This window comes from Streptococcus oralis subsp. oralis (assembly GCF_002096495.1).
Taxonomy (GTDB): Bacteria; Bacillota; Bacilli; order Lactobacillales; family Streptococcaceae; genus Streptococcus; species Streptococcus oralis_CU.
In genome coordinates this window covers 63452-81296 of record NZ_NCUO01000009.1, presented here as the reverse complement: position 1 = coordinate 81296, position 17845 = coordinate 63452, and the positions used below count along the sequence as shown (strand labels likewise).

Annotated in this window: 16 protein-coding genes and 1 pseudogene; 14 read left to right on the top strand and 3 right to left on the bottom strand. The window is 42.5% G+C overall.

Features of this window, described 5'->3' with window-relative positions; all coding sequences use genetic code 11:
* Positions 1-249 precede the first annotated feature (249 nt).
* From B7717_RS01410 to B7717_RS01355, 12 genes are all read left to right on the top strand, one after another.
* The gene (locus tag B7717_RS01410; protein WP_000364980.1) at positions 250-495 is read left to right on the top strand and encodes a YneF family protein; all 246 of its coding nucleotides are present in this window, start codon (positions 250-252) and stop codon (positions 493-495) included.
* 205 nt (positions 496-700) lie between these two features.
* Positions 701-1495, top strand: a complete 795-nt coding sequence (racE, locus tag B7717_RS01405) for a glutamate racemase (RefSeq protein WP_007522320.1) — start codon at positions 701-703, stop codon at positions 1493-1495.
* Positions 1453-2463 (top strand): nucleoside-triphosphate diphosphatase, encoded by a 1011-nt coding sequence (locus B7717_RS01400; protein ID WP_380437177.1) that lies wholly within the window; start codon positions 1453-1455, stop codon positions 2461-2463. Before racE ends, B7717_RS01400 begins: the two co-directional genes overlap by 43 nt.
* Complete coding sequence (locus tag B7717_RS01395; protein ID WP_001118939.1) at positions 2439-2960, top strand: metallophosphoesterase; 522 nt, start codon at positions 2439-2441, stop codon at positions 2958-2960. The genes B7717_RS01400 and B7717_RS01395 overlap by 25 nt, the downstream gene beginning before the upstream one ends.
* The gene (cbpB, locus tag B7717_RS01390; protein WP_000560696.1) at positions 2957-3418 is read left to right on the top strand and encodes a cyclic-di-AMP-binding protein CbpB; all 462 of its coding nucleotides are present in this window, start codon (positions 2957-2959) and stop codon (positions 3416-3418) included. Before B7717_RS01395 ends, cbpB begins: the two co-directional genes overlap by 4 nt.
* The gene (xerD, locus tag B7717_RS01385) at positions 3415-4149 is read left to right on the top strand and encodes a site-specific tyrosine recombinase XerD (protein ID WP_277619920.1); all 735 of its coding nucleotides are present in this window, start codon (positions 3415-3417) and stop codon (positions 4147-4149) included. The genes cbpB and xerD overlap by 4 nt, the downstream gene beginning before the upstream one ends.
* A complete protein-coding gene (locus B7717_RS01380) occupies positions 4149-4877 on the top strand; it encodes a segregation/condensation protein A (protein ID WP_084944035.1) in 729 nt (242 codons plus the stop codon). Before xerD ends, B7717_RS01380 begins: the two co-directional genes overlap by 1 nt.
* An 18-nt stretch (positions 4878-4895) precedes the next feature.
* The gene (gene scpB / locus B7717_RS01375) at positions 4896-5465 is read left to right on the top strand and encodes an SMC-Scp complex subunit ScpB (RefSeq protein ID WP_000105285.1); all 570 of its coding nucleotides are present in this window, start codon (positions 4896-4898) and stop codon (positions 5463-5465) included.
* Entirely contained in the window at positions 5452-6174 is a 723-nt protein-coding gene (locus B7717_RS01370) for a pseudouridine synthase (protein WP_001222230.1), read from the top strand. The genes scpB and B7717_RS01370 overlap by 14 nt, the downstream gene beginning before the upstream one ends.
* Complete coding sequence (yidD, locus tag B7717_RS01365) at positions 6174-6425, top strand: membrane protein insertion efficiency factor YidD (RefSeq protein WP_084944034.1); 252 nt, start codon at positions 6174-6176, stop codon at positions 6423-6425. Before B7717_RS01370 ends, yidD begins: the two co-directional genes overlap by 1 nt.
* 101 nt (positions 6426-6526) lie before the next feature.
* Positions 6527-7591 carry a glutamyl aminopeptidase gene (gene pepA / locus B7717_RS01360; protein ID WP_084944033.1) on the top strand — a complete coding sequence of 355 codons (1065 nt, stop codon included), beginning with the start codon at positions 6527-6529 and terminating at the stop codon, positions 7589-7591.
* 20 nt (positions 7592-7611) lie between these two features.
* Positions 7612-7908, top strand: a complete 297-nt coding sequence (locus B7717_RS01355) for an enterocin immunity protein (protein WP_033583388.1) — start codon at positions 7612-7614, stop codon at positions 7906-7908.
* Positions 7909-8002: 94 nt separating this feature from the next.
* Here B7717_RS01355 and B7717_RS01350 read toward each other — a convergent pair whose 3' ends face one another.
* A complete protein-coding gene (locus B7717_RS01350) occupies positions 8003-9634 on the bottom strand; it encodes a Na/Pi cotransporter family protein (RefSeq protein WP_084944032.1) in 1632 nt (543 codons plus the stop codon).
* A 332-nt stretch (positions 9635-9966) separates the two neighbouring features.
* Between B7717_RS01350 and B7717_RS01345 the strand changes: the two genes are divergently transcribed.
* Positions 9967-14691: an endo-beta-N-acetylglucosaminidase gene (locus tag B7717_RS01345; protein WP_084944031.1), complete on the top strand. Its 4725-nt coding sequence runs from the start codon at positions 9967-9969 to the stop codon at positions 14689-14691.
* Positions 14692-14807: 116 nt separating this feature from the next.
* Here the strand turns inward: B7717_RS01345 and B7717_RS01340 are convergent, their stop codons facing one another.
* The gene (locus B7717_RS01340) at positions 14808-15176 is read right to left on the bottom strand and encodes a hypothetical protein (protein WP_002879744.1); all 369 of its coding nucleotides are present in this window, start codon (positions 15174-15176) and stop codon (positions 14808-14810) included.
* Positions 15177-15260: 84 nt separating this feature from the next.
* Positions 15261-16186: pseudogene (locus tag B7717_RS01335) on the bottom strand (helix-turn-helix transcriptional regulator).
* 353 nt (positions 16187-16539) lie between these two features.
* Here B7717_RS01335 and B7717_RS01330 point away from each other — a divergent pair.
* Positions 16540-17739, top strand: a complete 1200-nt coding sequence (locus tag B7717_RS01330; protein ID WP_001096776.1) for a phosphoglycerate kinase — start codon at positions 16540-16542, stop codon at positions 17737-17739.
* Positions 17740-17845: the final 106 nt, after the last annotated feature.

Sequence of the window (17845 nt, the reverse complement as noted above, 5' to 3'; positions counted from 1 at the left end):
CCATTCTAATGGTCGCTTAGCATTTGTCAAGAACTTTTTAGCAAGATACATATTTGCTGTTGTTTTTTCTTAAAAAAGTAGAAGAAAGAGAGGAAAGGGTGGAATTATTCGTAATTTCATAAGTCATTCTGATTGTAAGACTAACTTAGAATTAGCTTAACCCCCTCCCTGAAAGCGTAAAACAAACTAGTCAGGAAAGTCACTTTATGGTATAATATAGAAGACTCAAAAAGAAACAGGAGAAAAAGAATGGATTTACTTTTAGCAATTATCTTGATTGTGTTAGCTTTTCTAGGAGGAGCTCTTGGAGGGATGTACTTGGTTCGTAAGCAAATCGAAAAAGAATTTGCGGACAACCCACGTTTGAACGCTGAGGCAGTTCGTGCTCTTTTGAGCGCAAATGGTCAAAAGCCAAGCGAAGCAAAGGTACAACAAGTTTACCACCAAATCATCCGCCAACAAAAAGCAGCTCTTGCTAACAATAAAAAGAAATAAATAGGAAAAGTCTGGGATGAAAGTTCCAGACTTCTCACTATGTTCAATAGTTCTCAAGGATAAGACTTTTTCCTTGCATTCTATTGATATTTGATTATGATTAAAAGAGAGGCAGTTGCCATTCTATGAAGCTGTCTAACCGTTCATTTAGGAAGAGTAATCATGATGAACTATCAATCAGAAAAAAGACTAGAAAGAAGACTGTATGGATAATCGACCAATTGGTTTTTTGGATTCGGGTGTCGGGGGCTTGACTGTTGTTCGTGAGCTCATGCGCCAGCTTCCCCATGAAGAAATCGTCTATATTGGAGATTCAGCAAGGGCGCCCTATGGTCCCCGTCCTGCTGAGCAAATCCGTGAATATACTTGGCAATTGGTCAACTTTCTCTTGACCAAGGATGTCAAAATGATTGTCATTGCTTGTAATACTGCGACTGCGGTCGTCTGGGAAGAAATCAAGGCGAAACTAGATATTCCCGTCCTAGGTGTGATTTTGCCAGGAGCTTCGGCAGCCATCAAGTCCAGTCAAGGTGGGAAAATTGGGGTGATTGGAACTCCCATGACGGTACAATCAGACATCTACCGTCAGAAAATCCATGATTTGGATCCAGACTTACAGGTGGAAAGTTTGGCCTGTCCCAAGTTTGCCCCCTTGGTCGAGTCTGGTGCCTTATCAACCAGTGTAACCAAGAAAGTAGTTTATGAAACCCTACGTCCCTTGGTCGGAAAGGTGGATAGCCTGATTCTGGGTTGTACCCATTACCCACTCCTTCGCCCTATCATCCAAAATGTCATGGGACCAAAGGTTCAACTCATTGATAGTGGGGCAGAGTGTGTACGGGATATCTCGGTTTTGCTTAACTATTTTGAAATCAATCGTAGCCGAGATGCGGGACCTCTTCAACATCGTTTTTACACAACAGCCAATAGCCAAAGTTTTGCCCAAATTGGAGCAGAATGGCTGGAAAAAGAGATTCATGTGGAGCATGTAACTTTATGACAAACAAAATTTATGAATACAAGGATGACCAGGACTGGTATGTCGGTGTCTGGGATGTCTATGGAGGCATCTATAGCCTTATCAAAGATCCGCTTAATCTTGATTTTATGGATTTGGCGCGGATTTTTCGTGATGAGGAAAATGGCTTTCCAATTACGATAACGGTGATGCGCTGGTCTTCTAACTACCGTCTGCTCTCCTTTATCGTTGAGATTTTAAATGCCGAAGCAGGCCGCAATCTAGAAGTCATCCAACGTCAGGGGGCTCTGCTCTTGGTTGAAAATGGGCAACTCCTGCATGTAGAATTGCCTAAAGAAGGTGTTGATGTAGAAGCCTTTTTTGAAACTAGCAAGGTTAGAGAAACCTTGTTGATTGCGACCCGAAACGAAGGTAAGACCAAGGAATTCCGAGCTATCTTTGACAAGTTAGGCTACGATGTGGAAAATCTCAATGACTACCCTGACCTACCTGAAGTAGCTGAAACAGGTATGACCTTTGAAGAAAATGCTCGCCTGAAAGCAGAAACCATTTCCCAATTAACAGGCAAGATGGTGCTAGCAGATGACTCAGGTCTCAAAGTCGATGTCCTCGGCGGTTTGCCAGGAGTCTGGTCAGCCCGTTTCGCAGGTGTGGGAGCTACTGACCGAGAAAACAATGCCAAACTCTTGCACGAATTGGCCATGGTCTTTGATCTCAAGGACCGTTCGGCTCAGTTCCATACGACCCTAGTTGTAGCTAGTCCAAACAAGGAAAGCTTGGTGGTTGAAGCTGACTGGCCAGGTTATATCAATTTTGAACCCAAGGGTGAAAATGGTTTTGGCTATGATCCCCTTTTCCTTGTGGGAGAGACAGGCAAGTCAGCAGCTGAATTAACCCTTGAAGAAAAAAATAGTCAATCTCACCGTGCCTTAGCCGTTAAGAAACTTTTGGAGGTATTTCCATCATGGCAAAGCAAACCATCATTGTAATGAGTGACTCCCATGGCGATAGCTTGATTGTCGAAGAAATTCGTGACCGCTATCTGGGGAAAGTCGATGCCATTTTTCACGATGGTGACTCTGAACTCCGTCCCGATTCTCCTCTTTGGGAAGGCATCCATGTCGTCAAAGGAAATATGGACTTTTATGCTGGCTACCCAGAACGTTTGGTGACTCAACTTGGTCCTACAAAGATCATCCAGACCCATGGACATTTGTTTGATATCAATTTCAACTTTCAAAAGTTAGACTACTGGGCTCAGGAAGAAGATGCCGATATCTGTCTCTATGGTCACTTGCATGTGCCAAATGCTTGGATGGAAGGCAAAACACTCTTTTTAAATCCAGGCTCCATCAGCCAGCCGCGAGGAACCATCAGAGAATGCCTCTATGCCCGTGTAGAGATTGATGACAGCTATTTCAAAGTAGACTTTTTGACACGTGATCATGAGGTTTATCCAGGCTTGTCCAAGGAGTTTGCTCGATGATTGCCAAGGAATTTGAAGCATTTTTACTGGAGCAGGAAGAAACTTTTCTTACCCCTGCTGAGAATCTAGCAGCTTTGATTGATACCCATAACGCTGATCATGCAATTTTGGTGCTGAGTCAAATTACCTACACCCGTATCCCTGTTGTGACCTTTGACAAACGCTTTGTTGGAACCATTGGTCTGAGAGATATTTTGGCTTATCAAATGGAGCAAGGTTTGACGGATGAACAGATGGCAACGACAGATATCGTTAATATGACCAAGACAGATGTGGCAGTCGTCGCTCCAGACTATAACATCACAGAGGTCCTCCATAAACTGGTCGATGAACCCTTCTTGCCAGTCGTAGATGATGAAGGAATTTTCCAAGGAATCATCACGCGAAAGTCTATCCTCAAGGCCGTCAATGCTCTCTTACATGACTTTAGTAAGGAATATGAGATTCGATGCAAATGAGAGATAGGATTTCAGCCTTTTTAGAGGAAAAACAGGGCTTGTCTGCCAATTCCAAGCAGTCCTATAAGTATGATCTGGAGCAATTTTTAGACATTGTGGGTGAGCGGATTTCTGAGACCAGTCTTAAGATTTACCAAGCCCAGCTAACCAATCTAAAAATCAGCGCTCAGAAGCGAAAACTTTCGGCCTGTAACCAATTTCTCTACTTTCTCTATCGAAAAGGAGAAGAGGACAGTTTTTATCGTTTGGAATTAGCCAAACAAGCTGAAAAGAAGATTGAAAAACCAGAAATTCTAGACCTAGACTCTTTTTGGCAGGAAAGTAATTATCCAGAAGGACGCTTGCTGGCGCTTCTTATCTTGGAGCTAGGGCTCTTGCCTAGTGAGATTTTAACCCTCAAGGTTACGGATATCAATCTGGATTTTCAGGTGCTGCGAATTAACAAGGCTTCCCAACAGAGGATTGTCACCATACCCACGACCTTGATTCCAGAGCTAGAACCCTTGATGGGGCAGACCTATCTCTTTGAAAGGGGAGGGAAAGCCTATTCTCGTCAGTGGGCCTTTCGTCAGCTGGAGTCCTTTGTCAAGGAGAAAGGTTACCCAACCTTATCCGCTCAAGCCTTGCGGGAACAGTTCATTCTAAGACAGATAGAAATGAAGGTCGATTTGTACGAAATTGCAAAAAAATTAGGATTAAAAACAGTCCTGACCTTAGAAAAATATAGATAATGGATATTAAATTAAAAGATTTTGAAGGGCCCCTGGACCTGCTCTTGCACTTGGTTTCTAAGTACCAGATGGATATTTACGATGTGCCCATTACGGAAGTTATCGAACAGTATCTAGCCTATGTCTCAACTCTGCAGGCCATGCGTCTGGAAGTGACGGGCGAGTATATGGTCATGGCTAGTCAGCTGATGCTGATCAAGAGTCGCAAGCTCTTGCCAAAGGTAGCAGAAGTGACCGACTTGGAGGATGACCTAGAGCAGGACCTTCTCTCCCAAATCGAAGAATACCGCAAGTTCAAGCTCTTGGGTGAGCACTTGGAGGCTAAGCACCAAGATCGGGCCCGGTACTATTCCAAAGCGCCAACAGAGTTGATTTACGAGGATGCGGAGCTTGTGCATGACAGGACGACCATTGACCTCTTTTTGGCTTTTTCAAATATCCTAGCCAAGAAAAAAGAGGAATTTGCTCAGAATCATACAACTATCTTGCGGGATGAGTATAAGATTGAGGACATGATGGTCATCGTAAAAGAGTCCTTGTCAGGACGAGACCAGTTGCGTTTGCAGGATTTGTTCAAGGAAGCCCAGAATGTTCAAGAGGTCATTACCCTCTTTTTGGCGACCTTAGAGTTAATCAAAACTCAGGAATTGACACTCGTGCAAGAGGAGAGTTTCGGAGATATCTATCTCATGGAAAAGAAGGAAGAAAGTCAAGAGGCACAAAGCTAGACTTGATAGAGAGGAAAGATGAGTACTTTAGCAGAAATAGAAGCGCTCTTGTTTGTAGCAGGTGAAGATGGGATTCGAGTCCGTCAGTTGGCTGAACTCCTCTCACTTCCACCGACAGGCATCCAACAGAGTTTAGAAAAATTAGCCCAGAAGTATGAAAAAGACCAAGATTCGAGCTTGTCCCTGATCGAGACAGGTGGTGCATACAGATTGGTCACTAAGCCTCAATTTGCAGCGATTTTGAAGGAATACTCCAAGGCACCCATCAACCAGAGCTTGTCTCGGGCTGCTCTTGAGACCTTGTCCATCATTGCCTACAAGCAACCGATTACCCGAATTGAGATTGATGCTATTCGTGGGGTTAACTCGAGTGGAGCCTTGGCAAAGTTGCAGGCTTTTGAATTGATAAGAGAAGATGGGAAAAAAGAAGTGTTGGGCCGCCCCAATCTCTATGTGACTACGGATTATTTCCTAGATTACATGGGGATTAACCATTTGGAAGAACTGCCAGTGATTGATGAGCTTGAGATTCAAGCCCAAGAAAGCCAATTATTTGGTGAAAGGATAGAAGAAGATGAGAATCAATAAGTATATTGCCCACGCAGGTGTGGCCAGTAGGAGAAAAGCAGAAGAGTTGATCAAGCAAGGCTTGGTGACCGTCAACGGCCAAGTGGTACGTGAACTCGCAACAACCATCAAGTCAGGCGACAAGGTCGAAGTGGAAGGTCAACCAATCTACAACGAAGAAAAGGTTTATTATCTGCTTAACAAACCACGCGGTGTCATTTCCAGTGTGACAGATGACAAGGGCCGCAAGACTGTTGTGGATCTCTTGCCCAATGTCAAAGAACGCATTTACCCAGTTGGACGTTTGGACTGGGATACATCAGGTGTCTTGATTTTGACCAATGATGGTGATTTTACGGATGAGATGATTCACCCCCGTAATGAGATTGACAAGGTTTATGTTGCGCGTGTTAAAGGCGTAGCCAATAAGGAAAATCTCCGCCCCTTGACTCGTGGTCTTGAGATTGATGGCAAGAAAACCAAGCCAGCTGTTTATGAAATCCTCAAAGTGGATCCAGTCAAAAATCGCTCAGTAGTACAGTTGACAATCCATGAAGGACGTAATCATCAGGTTAAAAAGATGTTTGAAGCCGTCGGTCTTCAAGTGGATAAGTTGTCTCGGACACGTTTCGGTCACCTGGACTTGACTGGTCTTCGTCCAGGAGAATCCCGTCGCCTTAATAAAAAAGAAATCAGCCAACTACACACCATGGCTGTAACCAAGAAATAATGAAACGAATCTTAATAGCGCCAGTACGCTTTTACCAACGCTTTATCTCGCCAGCCTTTCCACCCTCTTGTCGCTTTGAGCCTACTTGTTCCAACTACATGATTCAGGCTATTGAAAAACATGGCTTCAAGGGTGTTCTGATGGGCTTGGCTCGGATTTTGCGTTGTCATCCCTGGTCGCCAATAGGAAAGGATCCTGTGCCAGACCACTTTTCACTCAAACGGAATCATAAACAAAAAGAATCAGCCTGATTCTTTTTGTTTACTCTAGAAAGGAAGTTGGAAGATTAAGATTTCCACTATCCTTCTCCTATAAAAAGTGGTAAAATGGAGGACAGAAAGAAGGAACTGATATGACAACATTATTTTCAAAAATCAAAGAAGTAACAGAAATCCCTGCAATCTCAGGTCATGAGGCACCTGTCCGTACCTATCTTCGTGAAAAGTTGACACCGCATGTGGACGAAGTGGTGACAGATGGATTGGGTGGTATTTTTGGTATCAAACATTCAGAAGCTGCCGATGCACCCCGTGTTTTGGTCGCTTCTCATATGGATGAAGTTGGTTTTATGGTCAGCGAGATTAAGCCAGATGGGACCTTCCGTGTCGTTGAAATCGGTGGTTGGAATCCAATGGTAGTCAGCAGCCAACGCTTTAAACTCTTTACTCGTGATGGTCGTGAAATTCCTGTGATTTCAGGTTCTGTTCCGCCACATTTGACACGTGGAACAGGTGGCCCAACCATGCCAGCTATCTCTGATATCATTTTTGATGGTGGGTTTGCGGATAAGGCTGAAGCAGAAAGTTTTGGCATCCGTCCAGGTGACACCATTGTCCCTGATAGTTCCGCTATCTTGACAGCCAATGAAAAAAATATCATCTCAAAAGCTTGGGACAATCGCTACGGTGTCCTCATGGTAAGCGAGCTAGCTGAAGCTTTATCAGGTCAAAAACTCGGAAATGAACTCTATCTTGGCTCTAACGTCCAAGAAGAGGTTGGTCTCCGTGGGGCTCATACTTCCACAACTAAGTTTGACCCAGAAGTCTTTCTGGCAGTTGACTGTTCACCTGCTGGTGATGTTTATGGTGGCCAAGGTAAGATTGGGGACGGAACCTTGATTCGCTTCTACGATCCAGGTCACTTGCTTCTCCCAGGTATGAAGGATTTCCTTTTGACAACGGCTGAAGAAGCTGGTATCAAGTATCAATACTACTGTGGAAAAGGCGGAACGGATGCTGGAGCAGCTCACCTGAAAAATGGAGGTGTTCCATCTACAACTATCGGTGTCTGCGCTCGTTATATCCATTCTCACCAAACTCTCTACGCGATGGATGACTTCCTAGAAGCTCAAGCTTTCTTGCAAGCCTTGGTGAAAAAATTGGACCGCTCAACGGTTAATTTGATTAAAAATTATTAAACATAAGGGAGGTGGTCAGGATGGCAGAACCAAACCTAGAAAGCCTTATAAAAGATCTCTATAACCATGCCCGTCAGGGCTTGAGTGAAGATTTAGTTGCTGCTCTCCTAGAGACTGCTAAAAAACTACCTACTACAAATGAGCAATTACTAGCAGTGCGACTCTCAGGACTGGTCACTCGTGAATTGCTCATCAATCCCAAACACCCGGCACCTGAATTGATCAACTTGGCGCGCTTTATCAAAAGAGAAGAAGCCAAGTATAGAGGCACTGCAGTTTCTGCTATCATGTTTGGAGAGCTATTTAAAATGCTTTGATTCCATTGTGAATCAAAGCATTTTTTTTACGTTAGAAAAAATATTCTTGACTAGGAGACAAAAAACCACCTAAATTAAGGTGGATTCTTACCAATTAAATTTGTTCAGCGATGACCTTTTCAGCAAGGTTCATGGCGTGGTCAGATACACGAGTGTAGTGGGAAATGATGTCGATAAAGTTGACTCCGGCTTGTGTAGAACACTCACCTTTGTTAAGGCGTTTGATGTGGGTCTTTCTGAGAACGCGTTCCATATTGTTGATTTCTTTATGGCGTTCAATCAGACTCTGAGCTTTTTCAATATCATTGTTTTCCACACTATCAAGGGCATCCTTGATGAACTCAGTGGTAGCGTGATAAATCTCAGCTAGCTCTTTCAAAGCGGCCTCAGAGAACTGAACATTCTTGCGTTGGAGATAGTCTGTTAGGTTGATTAACCCTTCTGCGTGGTCTCCAATCCGTTCCAAATCACGTGATGAGTCAAGAATATTGGTTAAAATTTCACTTTCCTTTTGACTCAAGGATTCGCTTGAGAGTCTGATGAGGTAACGAGTGAGTTTTTCATCGATGGTGTTGATGGCTTCCTCTGTCTTGTGCCCTTTTTCAGCTACCTTTTCATCCAAACTGATGATATAGGTATAAGAAAGGTCAAAAGCTTTGGCTGCATAGTTCCCTAAGTGCAAAAGTTCTTTTTTAGCATTTCCTAGAGCGATAGAAGGCGCCTGTTTGATGAGTTGTTCATCCAAGTAGAGAGCCTCGTATTTAACAACTTCATCTTCACCAGGAATGATCTTGGTCACAAGGTAAGCTAAGGCACCGATGAATGGGAACTGGATAATGGTATTTGTAATATTAAAGGTCCCGTGTGCAAAGGCGATGGTCATTTCTGGAGCTAGATTGAGTGCAGATTCAAACCATTGAATCAAGCCAGTGAAAGGAACAAGGAGGACAATACAGATAACCGTACCAATCACGTTAAAGGCAACGTGGGCACCAGCAACACGTTTGGCAGCGATATTGGCTCCAAGAGAAGCAATGATGGCTGTAATGGTCGTTCCGATATTATCACCAAACAAGACCGGTAGAGCACCTTGCAGGTCAATCAAACCACTTGCGTATAAGTTCTGTAAGATACCGATAGTTGCGGATGAAGCTTGAATGAGTAGGGTCAGTCCAGTTCCGACAAAGACACCTAGAATAGGACTCTTACTTAGTTCAACCATGTAGTCTCTAAAGACTTGCAGGTCTTTTAGGGGTTCCATTGCACCGCTCATAAGATTGAGAGCGAAGAAGATACCTCCTACACCAAAGATAATCCGTCCGATGTTATTGATGGAGCGATTCTTGGTGAAGAAGAGACAAACCGCTCCGATAAAGAGCATAGGTAAGGCGTAATCTCCTAGCTTAAAACCGATGATAAAGGATGTAACGGTGGTTCCAATATTGGCACCCATGACAATACCGATAGCCTGACGCAAGGTCAAAAGTCCTGCACTGACAAGTCCCACTGTAATGACTGTAACACCAGAACTTGATTGAATCAGCGCCGTCATACCGATACCAACCAGCACACCGAAGAAGGGATTGCTAGTATATTTGTCAATGTAAAAACGAAGGCGATCTCCAGCAGCTTGTTGCAAACCGTCTCCCATGGTCTTGATACTATATAAAAATAGTCCCAGACCACCTAAAAAGTGAAATAAAATTTCCTGCCAATTAATGGACATTTCTTTTTCCTCCGAAAAATAATAACGGAATTTCTCCTATTCTATTTTAAAGGATAAAAGTAAATCTCACAAGTGTTTAGCTGAAATTTCCATAAGAAACAAGAACTTTCTTTTAAAATGAGAGATAGTTTCCCTTTAAGATAGATGATTTATAGGATTGTGTCCAAATTTTACTGATTATTATCCTAGTTATAGTTTTTATGTTAAATAGATTGACATCGCTTTCATATAGGATAAAATGAAGATGATCCTGTTCTGGTGGTGTACACTGAGAACAGTTACTTTTTATCAAAAAGTGAAGCGCTTACTTTATATTTTATTAGGAGGATAAGATGAAAAATCTATTTTTTGAAAAACGTTGCCGTTACAGTATTCGTAAGCTGTCAATCGGGGCTTGTTCCTTGATGATTGGTTCAGCTTTATTTGCGAGCCCAGCTCTTGCGGAACAGGTTGGTGTTCCTGAAACAGCTGCAAATACGAGCGCCCAAGCTACAAGTGCGAGTGAAACCGCTAATCCAGACACTGCAGCTATCGAAAAACAATTAGAGGAAACTGAAAACAAAGTAGCAGAGCAACCAATTTCAGAAAACACTCCAGCAATAACTGATTTGGTCAATGAAAAAGAAGAGGCAAAGCCAGCTTCGACAGATAAAGCTGACAAACCTGCTCAACCAACTGATAAAGAAGAAGCTAAACCAGAGGAAGCTCCTCAAGTGGTTGACAATAAAGCCGACAAACCGACTCTAGCAGACGTTCCTAAAAATGAAGAAAAGAGTCTCCGACCAAAAGAAATCAAATTTGATACATGGGAAGATTTGTTGAAATGGGAACCGGGTGCGCGTGAGGATGATCCCATTAACCGTTCATCAGTTGAACTCGCTAAGCGCCATAGAGGTCAGTTGGTCAATGAAAAAGCAAGCAGAAGAGCCAAGGTTCAAGCTCTAGCAAATACCAACTCGAAAGCTAAAGACCACGCTTCTGTTGGTGGAGAAGAATTCAAGGCCTATGCTTTTGACTACTGGCAATACTTAGATTCAATGGTCTTCTGGGAAGGTCTAGTCCCTACTCCAGATGTCATTGATGCCGGGCACCGCAACGGAGTTCCCGTTTATGGAACCCTCTTTTTCAACTGGTCAAACAGCATTGCCGACCAAGAGAAATTTGCCGCTGCCTTGAAACAAGATGCAGATGGTACCTTCCCTATCGCAAGAAAACTTGTTGATCTCGCTAAGTACTATGGCTTTGATGGCTATTTCATCAACCAAGAAACAACGGGGGAATTGGTAGCACCTCTTGGTGAAAAAATGCGCCAATTCATGCTCTATACAAAAGAATACGCGGCTAAGGTCAACCACCCAATCAAGTATGCTTGGTACGATGCTATGACCTACAAATACGGCCGTTACCACGAAGATGGTCTAGGCGATTACAACTACCAATTCATGCAAAAGGAAGGTGACAAGGTCCCTGCAGATCAATTCTTTGCTAACTTCAACTGGAACAAGGAAAAAAATGACCACTCTGTAGAGATGGCTAAATGGCTAGAGCGTAGCCAGTATGATGTCTTTGCAGGCTTGGAATTGCAACAAGGTGGTTCTTATAAAACCAAAGTCAACTGGGATGCTCTTTTAGATGAAAATGGCAAGTTGCGCTTGTCTCTTGGACTTTTTGCGCCAGATACGATTACCAGTCTAGGAAAAACAGGCGAAGACTACCACAAGAACGAGGACATCTTCTTTACAGGTTACCAAGGAGATCCAACGGCTCAAAAACCAGGAGATAAAGAGTGGTATGGAATTGCCAATTTAGTTGCGGACCGCACTCCAGCAGTGGGACGCACCTTCACTACCTCTTTTAATACAGGTCATGGTAGAAAGTGGTTTGTAGACGGCAAAGTTTCTAAGGATTCTGAGTGGAACTACCGTTCTGTTTCAGGAGTCTTGCCAACATGGCGTTGGTGGCAGACTTCAACGGGGGATAAACTTCGTGCAGAATATGACTTTACAGATGCCTACAATGGAGGGAACTCCCTTAAATTCTCAGGTGATGTAGCTGGTAAGACGAACCAGGATGTGAATTTGTATTCTACCAAACTAGAAGTAACTGAGAAAACCAAACTTCGTGTTGCCCACAAGGGAGGAAAAGGCTCTAAAGTTTATATGGCTTTCTCTACAACACCAGACTACAAATTTGAGAATGCAGCCGCATGGAAAGAGCTAACACTTTCTGATAACTGGAAGAATGAAGAATTTGACCTTAGCTCACTAGCAGGTAAAACCATCTATGCAGTCAAACTCTTCTTCGAACATGAAGGGGCTGTAAAAGATTATCAGTTCAACCTAGGACAATTAACAATTTCGGACAATCACCAAGCACCACAAGCGCCGACGGGGCTATCTGTGGTGAAACAATCTCTTAAAAATGCCCAAGAAGCTGAAGCAGTGGTCCAGTTTGCGGGTAACCAAGATGCAGATTTCTATGAAGTCTACGAAAAAGATGGAGATAACTGGCGTTTGTTGACAGGATCATCTGCTTCAACCATCTACTTGCCAAAAGTTAGCCGTTCTGCTAATGCGACTGGTACGACTCAGGAACTGAAAGTCGTTGCAGTTGGTAAAAATGGCCTCCGTTCTGAAGCGGCGACGGCATCCTTTAACTGGGGGATGACAGTTCAGGATACAACTCTCCCAAGACCTTTGGCTGAAAATATTGTTCCAGGGGCAACGGTTATTGGTAGCACTTTCCCAAATACTGAAGGTGGAGAAGGCATTGAAGGTATGTTGAACGGTACCATTACTAGCTTGTCAGATAAGTGGTCTTCAGCTCAGTTGAGCGGTAGTGTGGATATTCGCTTGACCAAGCCACGCCGTGTTGTTAGATGGGTCATGGATCATGCGGGAGCTGGTGGAGAATCCGTAAACGACGGTTTGATGAACACCAAAGATTTTGACCTTTATTATAAAGATGCAGATGGTGAATGGAAGTTAGCTAAGGAAGTCCGTGGCAATAGAGCGCACGTTACGGATATCACTCTTGACAAACCAATCACAGCTCAAGACTGGCGCCTAAAAGTTATCACTTCAGATAACGGAACACCTTGGAAAGCCATTCGTATCTACAACTGGAAGATGTACGAAACACTAGATACAGAAAGTCAAAATATTCCAATGACTAAGGTAGCTGCCCGTTCACTTGGAAACCATCAAGTTCAACTAGGCTTCTCTGATGTTCCAGCGGGTGCAACTATCACCGTTTACGACAAGGCAGATTCACAAACACCGATTGCAACCTTGAAGTCTGAAACTGGAGGCGACTTGGCAACAGCACCATTGGGCTTTGACAAGCAACCAACTCTCCTCTACTATCGTACCCAACTACCTGGTAAAGAAATCAGTAACACATTGGCAGTAGCGATTCCGCAGGATGAAAGAAAAATTGCTGCAGTTAGCCTTGAAAAAGGGCCTAAGAAGACAGTTTACAAAGAGGGAGAAAAACTTGACCTCAGAGGCGGAACCCTCCGTGTTCAGTACGAAGGGGGACAAGCTGATGAGCTGATTAACCTTACTCACTCAGGTGTGACAGTATCTGGCTACGACGCTCATCAAAAAGGGGAACAAAAGCTCACAGTTAGCTATCTTGGACTTCCAGTAAGCGGTGATTTGAAGGTACAAGTGACTGGTCAAGATGAAGGAAAACCAAAGGAAGTAGCAGGTCTGTACATTACTCAGAAACCGAAAACGGACTATCTAGTAGGAGAGCAACTGGATCTTGCAGAAGGGCGCTTCGGCATTCTCTATGATGATGAGACAGAAGAAAGCCATGCCTTCACGGATCAAGGTGTTGAAATTACGGGCTACGATGCTCAAAAGACTGGTCGTCAGACCTTGACCCTTCATTACAAGGGACACACAGCTGAGTTTGACGTCTTGGTTTCTCCAAAAGCAGCTGTCAACGACGAGTACCTCAAACAAGAAATTACTGCTGCCCAAGGCCGTCAGTCAACCCTTGCCTACACCTTCTCAAGCGAGGACAAACAAGCAGCACTAGTAGAGAAGCTCAATGCAGCGAAAGCTGTAGCAGAAAACCATAATGCTAGCCAAGAAGAAGTCAACCAGGCTTTGAATGAGTTGAAACAAGCAGGGACAGACTTGGATGGAAATCAACGTTATCAGACTGCTAGAGAAGAATTGGAAGGTTTGCTCGAATCCCTTCGTGAAAAAGATTCTCAAGCTGAGTTGATTGCCCAAGCAGAAACTTTGTTGGCTTCAGAGATGCCAACTCCACAAGATTTTGCGGAAATGAAAGAAAAGCTAAATAAGAAACTAGCTCCTGCAGAAGAAAGTCACCATGTTGGTAGCATGGATCCTAATGAAGTGGCCCCAACAGTTGAAGCCCTCCCTGAACTAGTTGTTGAAACTGAAACAACAGCCTTTGAACGTCAAGAGCGACCAAATGTGGATCTTCTGAAAGGTCAACGTCAACTTGTCCAAAAAGGAGTTGAAGGTCAAGTCCGCCACTTTGTAGAAGTAGATAGCCAAGGCAAACGCACTCTTCGTTCGACTGAGGTAGTCAAGGAATCAATCCCAGAAATCACCGAAGTTGGTACAAAAGTTCTATCAAGCAACCAACCAGCTGAAGGTGTGAAAGATTTAGTTCTAGAAACTCCGAAACTGGAAATTGAAGAGGGAACAGTTTCCTTCGAACGTCAGGAACGACCAAATGCAGCCCTTCTCAAAGGACAACGCCAGCTAATTCAAGCAGGTGTGGAAGGTCAAGTTCGTCGCTTTGTAGAAGTTGATGGTCAGGGCAAACGCACTCTTCATTCTATTGAGGTTCTCAAGGAAGCCCTTCCAGAAATTGTTGAAGTAGGAACGAAAGAAGAGCAGGTCTCACAAACAAGGGATCAAGCGCTCTCAGCAACGCCAGCAAAAATTGAAGAAGTAAGTAAAGAGCTTCCAAATACGGGAGCGACAAGAGATGCTAGTCTAGTAGCGCTGGGACTCCTCGGACTAATGAGTGGCTACGGCTTGCTTGCTGGAAAGAAGAGAGAAGACTAATCAGATTTACGAATCTTGGATTTTCTCATAAAAATAAAAAACAAGGTTTGACTGTAGATTAGTCAGGCCTTGTTTTTAGTTTTGAAATTGAAGAGTAAATTTGAAGCTAGATTTTTTTATTCAATTCCTTGGATAAATTTTTGGAAACGATAGGTGTCGAAATAAATATTGGATGCAACTAATTTATCAAATTCATCGAATTTCAGAAATTCTGCGACATCCAGTTCAAGTTCTTTTCCTTGAGGAGAATGTAGACGGTATCGATTTAAAGCTGAGACTGCTCGACCATCAACAAGTAATTGCTTCACTTCAAGATGCTGGCTTAAAGCATAGAATTGGCCTGCGCCTTGCAAATAAACATCACGTCCTTGTCGAATTTCTATACTATCGCACATGCCATAATCAAAGTTTTCAGCTACGAAATCTTCCCAGCCTCCCTCATTTACTGCCGTAAAATAGCTTTCTGCAAGTGTTTTTGTATCCATTTGGAACCTCCTGTAAAATAATTGGGCTATGATGAATATCACGAAATATTTTGCCCACTTAAGAGTATACAAAAGGAAATATGACTACAGGTTGTCATATTGCTGAAGATTTTTTTGAGAGTACTGACCAGTAGATTTTGTAAGTGACTTGGGGATACGACCTTTACTTGATAACCAAAACTTAATAGTAAATCAAAAAATGAAGGAGTTAAAGCTCTAAATGCCTGAACTTTTATTATTTCGTCCTCGACTCTGATTTCTTCTTCCGTGAAGTAATCGTAGATTTTTGGAAGTGCAAATCTTGTAAAAACTAGTTCGATTTCTTCTCTTTGCCCCTCCACTTTATGTTTTGGGGGATTTAAAAAAAGCTCTAACATTTCTTGAGATAAACGTGGATAATCGAATGATTTATCTTTTATCTCCACTGGTTCTAGTTCTCGAATTCGAGTTAATTTAAAAATACGAAAATCTAATTTTTCTAAGCAGTAACCGATAACATACCAAGCATTCAGTTTATAGATCAATCTGTATGGGATAATTGTTCGCTGACTTTTCTCTTGTTTTTTCGAATAGTAAGAAAAAGAAATCATCTGTTTAGATTGTATCGCTTCCTCAATGTCTAGTAAATAATTTGTATTAAGAGTCCAGGAACTGAGATCAAAGTAAAAAGGACTGTTTGCTCTTGTAATTTCTTGAGAAGACAGCTTGTGTTCGATACTGTCAAGACTTGAATGGCCAACGATTTTACTAACATTTTGGCTCATATTAATGATAAACTGTCTCTCCTCCTCAGTGAAAAAGTTTCTGTCTATCTTATAGTCGCTCGGTATATAGAAACCTCCCTTATCTCCACGTTCCGAATAGATTGGGATCCCCGCTAAACTGAGTGTATCCATGTCCCTATATACAGTTCGAGTAGATATTTCAAATCTCTCTGCAATCTCTTTAGCTGTTATTCTCTTCTTATTTAAAAGAGACAGTAAAATATAGATTAGTCTTTCTAATTTCATGGTAGCAATTCCCCTTCTTTTAATCTCAAATAGCACAAACTAAAGAAACTATTTTAGTTATATTGTATAATAAGAAACCTAGCAATTCAAAAAGAAGGACTGTAGAGTTTAGAATATTAAGGATTAAAATGTTAGAAAAAGAATGGTATAGAAGTAATTAGGTAGATCAATCAAGAAATTTACCTAAATTATTCCAACCGAATTATGTGAAAATTGCCATTTCCCGTACGGTAATCCTAGATTTTTAGGTTAGTAGATAGAAGAATGAACAAGAAAAGTTTAGGGTTTTTCTATCTCTTTTGCTGATTTTGTGATATAATTAACACGTATAAAAAAAGAAGGAGTCATATCTAATGGCAAAATTGACTGTTAAAGACGTTGACTTGAAAGGGAAAAAAGTTCTCGTTCGTGTTGACTTCAACGTACCTGTTAAAGATGGCGTGATTACCAATGACAACCGTATCACTGCAGCTCTTCCAACTATCAAGTACATCCTTGAACAAGGTGGACGTGCAATCCTCTTCTCTCACCTTGGACGTGTAAAAGAAGAAGCAGACAAAGAAGGTAAATCACTTGCTCCTGTAGCTGCTGACTTGGCTACTAAATTGGGACAAGAAGTTAAATTTATCCCAGGTGTTACACGTGGTGCTGAATTGGAAGCCGCTGTTAACGCTCTTGAAGATGGACAAGTTCTCTTGGTTGAAAACACTCGTTTCGAAGATGTTGACGGCAAGAAAGAATCTAAAAATGACCCTGAGCTTGGTAAATACTGGGCATCACTTGGAGACGGTATCTTCGTAAACGATGCATTTGGTACAGCTCACCGTGCACACGCATCTAACGTTGGTATCTCAGCAAACGTTGAAAAAGCAGTTGCTGGATTCCTTCTTGAAAACGAGATTGCTTACATCCAAGAAGCAGTTGAAGCTCCAGAACGTCCATTCGTAGCGATTCTTGGTGGTTCAAAAGTTTCAGACAAGATTGGTGTTATCGAAAACTTGCTTGAAAAAGCTGATAAAGTGCTTATCGGTGGTGGGATGACTTACACATTCTACAAAGCTCAAGGTATCGAAATCGGTAACTCACTTGTAGAAGAAGACAAATTGGATGTTGCGAAAGCTCTTCTTGAAAAAGCAAACGGCAAATTGATCTTGCCAGTTGACTCAAAAGAAGCAAACGCATTTGCTGACTACACTGAAGTGAAAGACACTGAAGGTGAAGCAGTAGACCCAGGTTTCCTTGGTTTGGATATCGGTCCAAAATCTATCGCTAAATTTGACGAAGCTTTGACTGGTGCCAAAACAGTTGTATGGAACGGACCTATGGGTGTATTTGAAAACCCTGACTTCCAAGCTGGTACAATCGGTGTCATGGACGCTATCGTGAAACAACCTGGTGTTAAATCAATCATCGGTGGTGGTGACTCAGCTGCTGCAGCCATCAACCTTGGCCGTGCAGACAAGTTCTCATGGATCTCTACTGGTGGTGGAGCATCAATGGAACTCCTTGAAGGTAAAGTATTGCCAGGACTTGCAGCTTTGACTGAAAAATAAATAGTTTAACTAAAGGAAGATGGTGTGACCATCTTCTTTTTAATTTAATTTATAAATAGGTGGAATTTTTCTATAAATAAAAAAAGAGTAAATATTTGCATCCTGC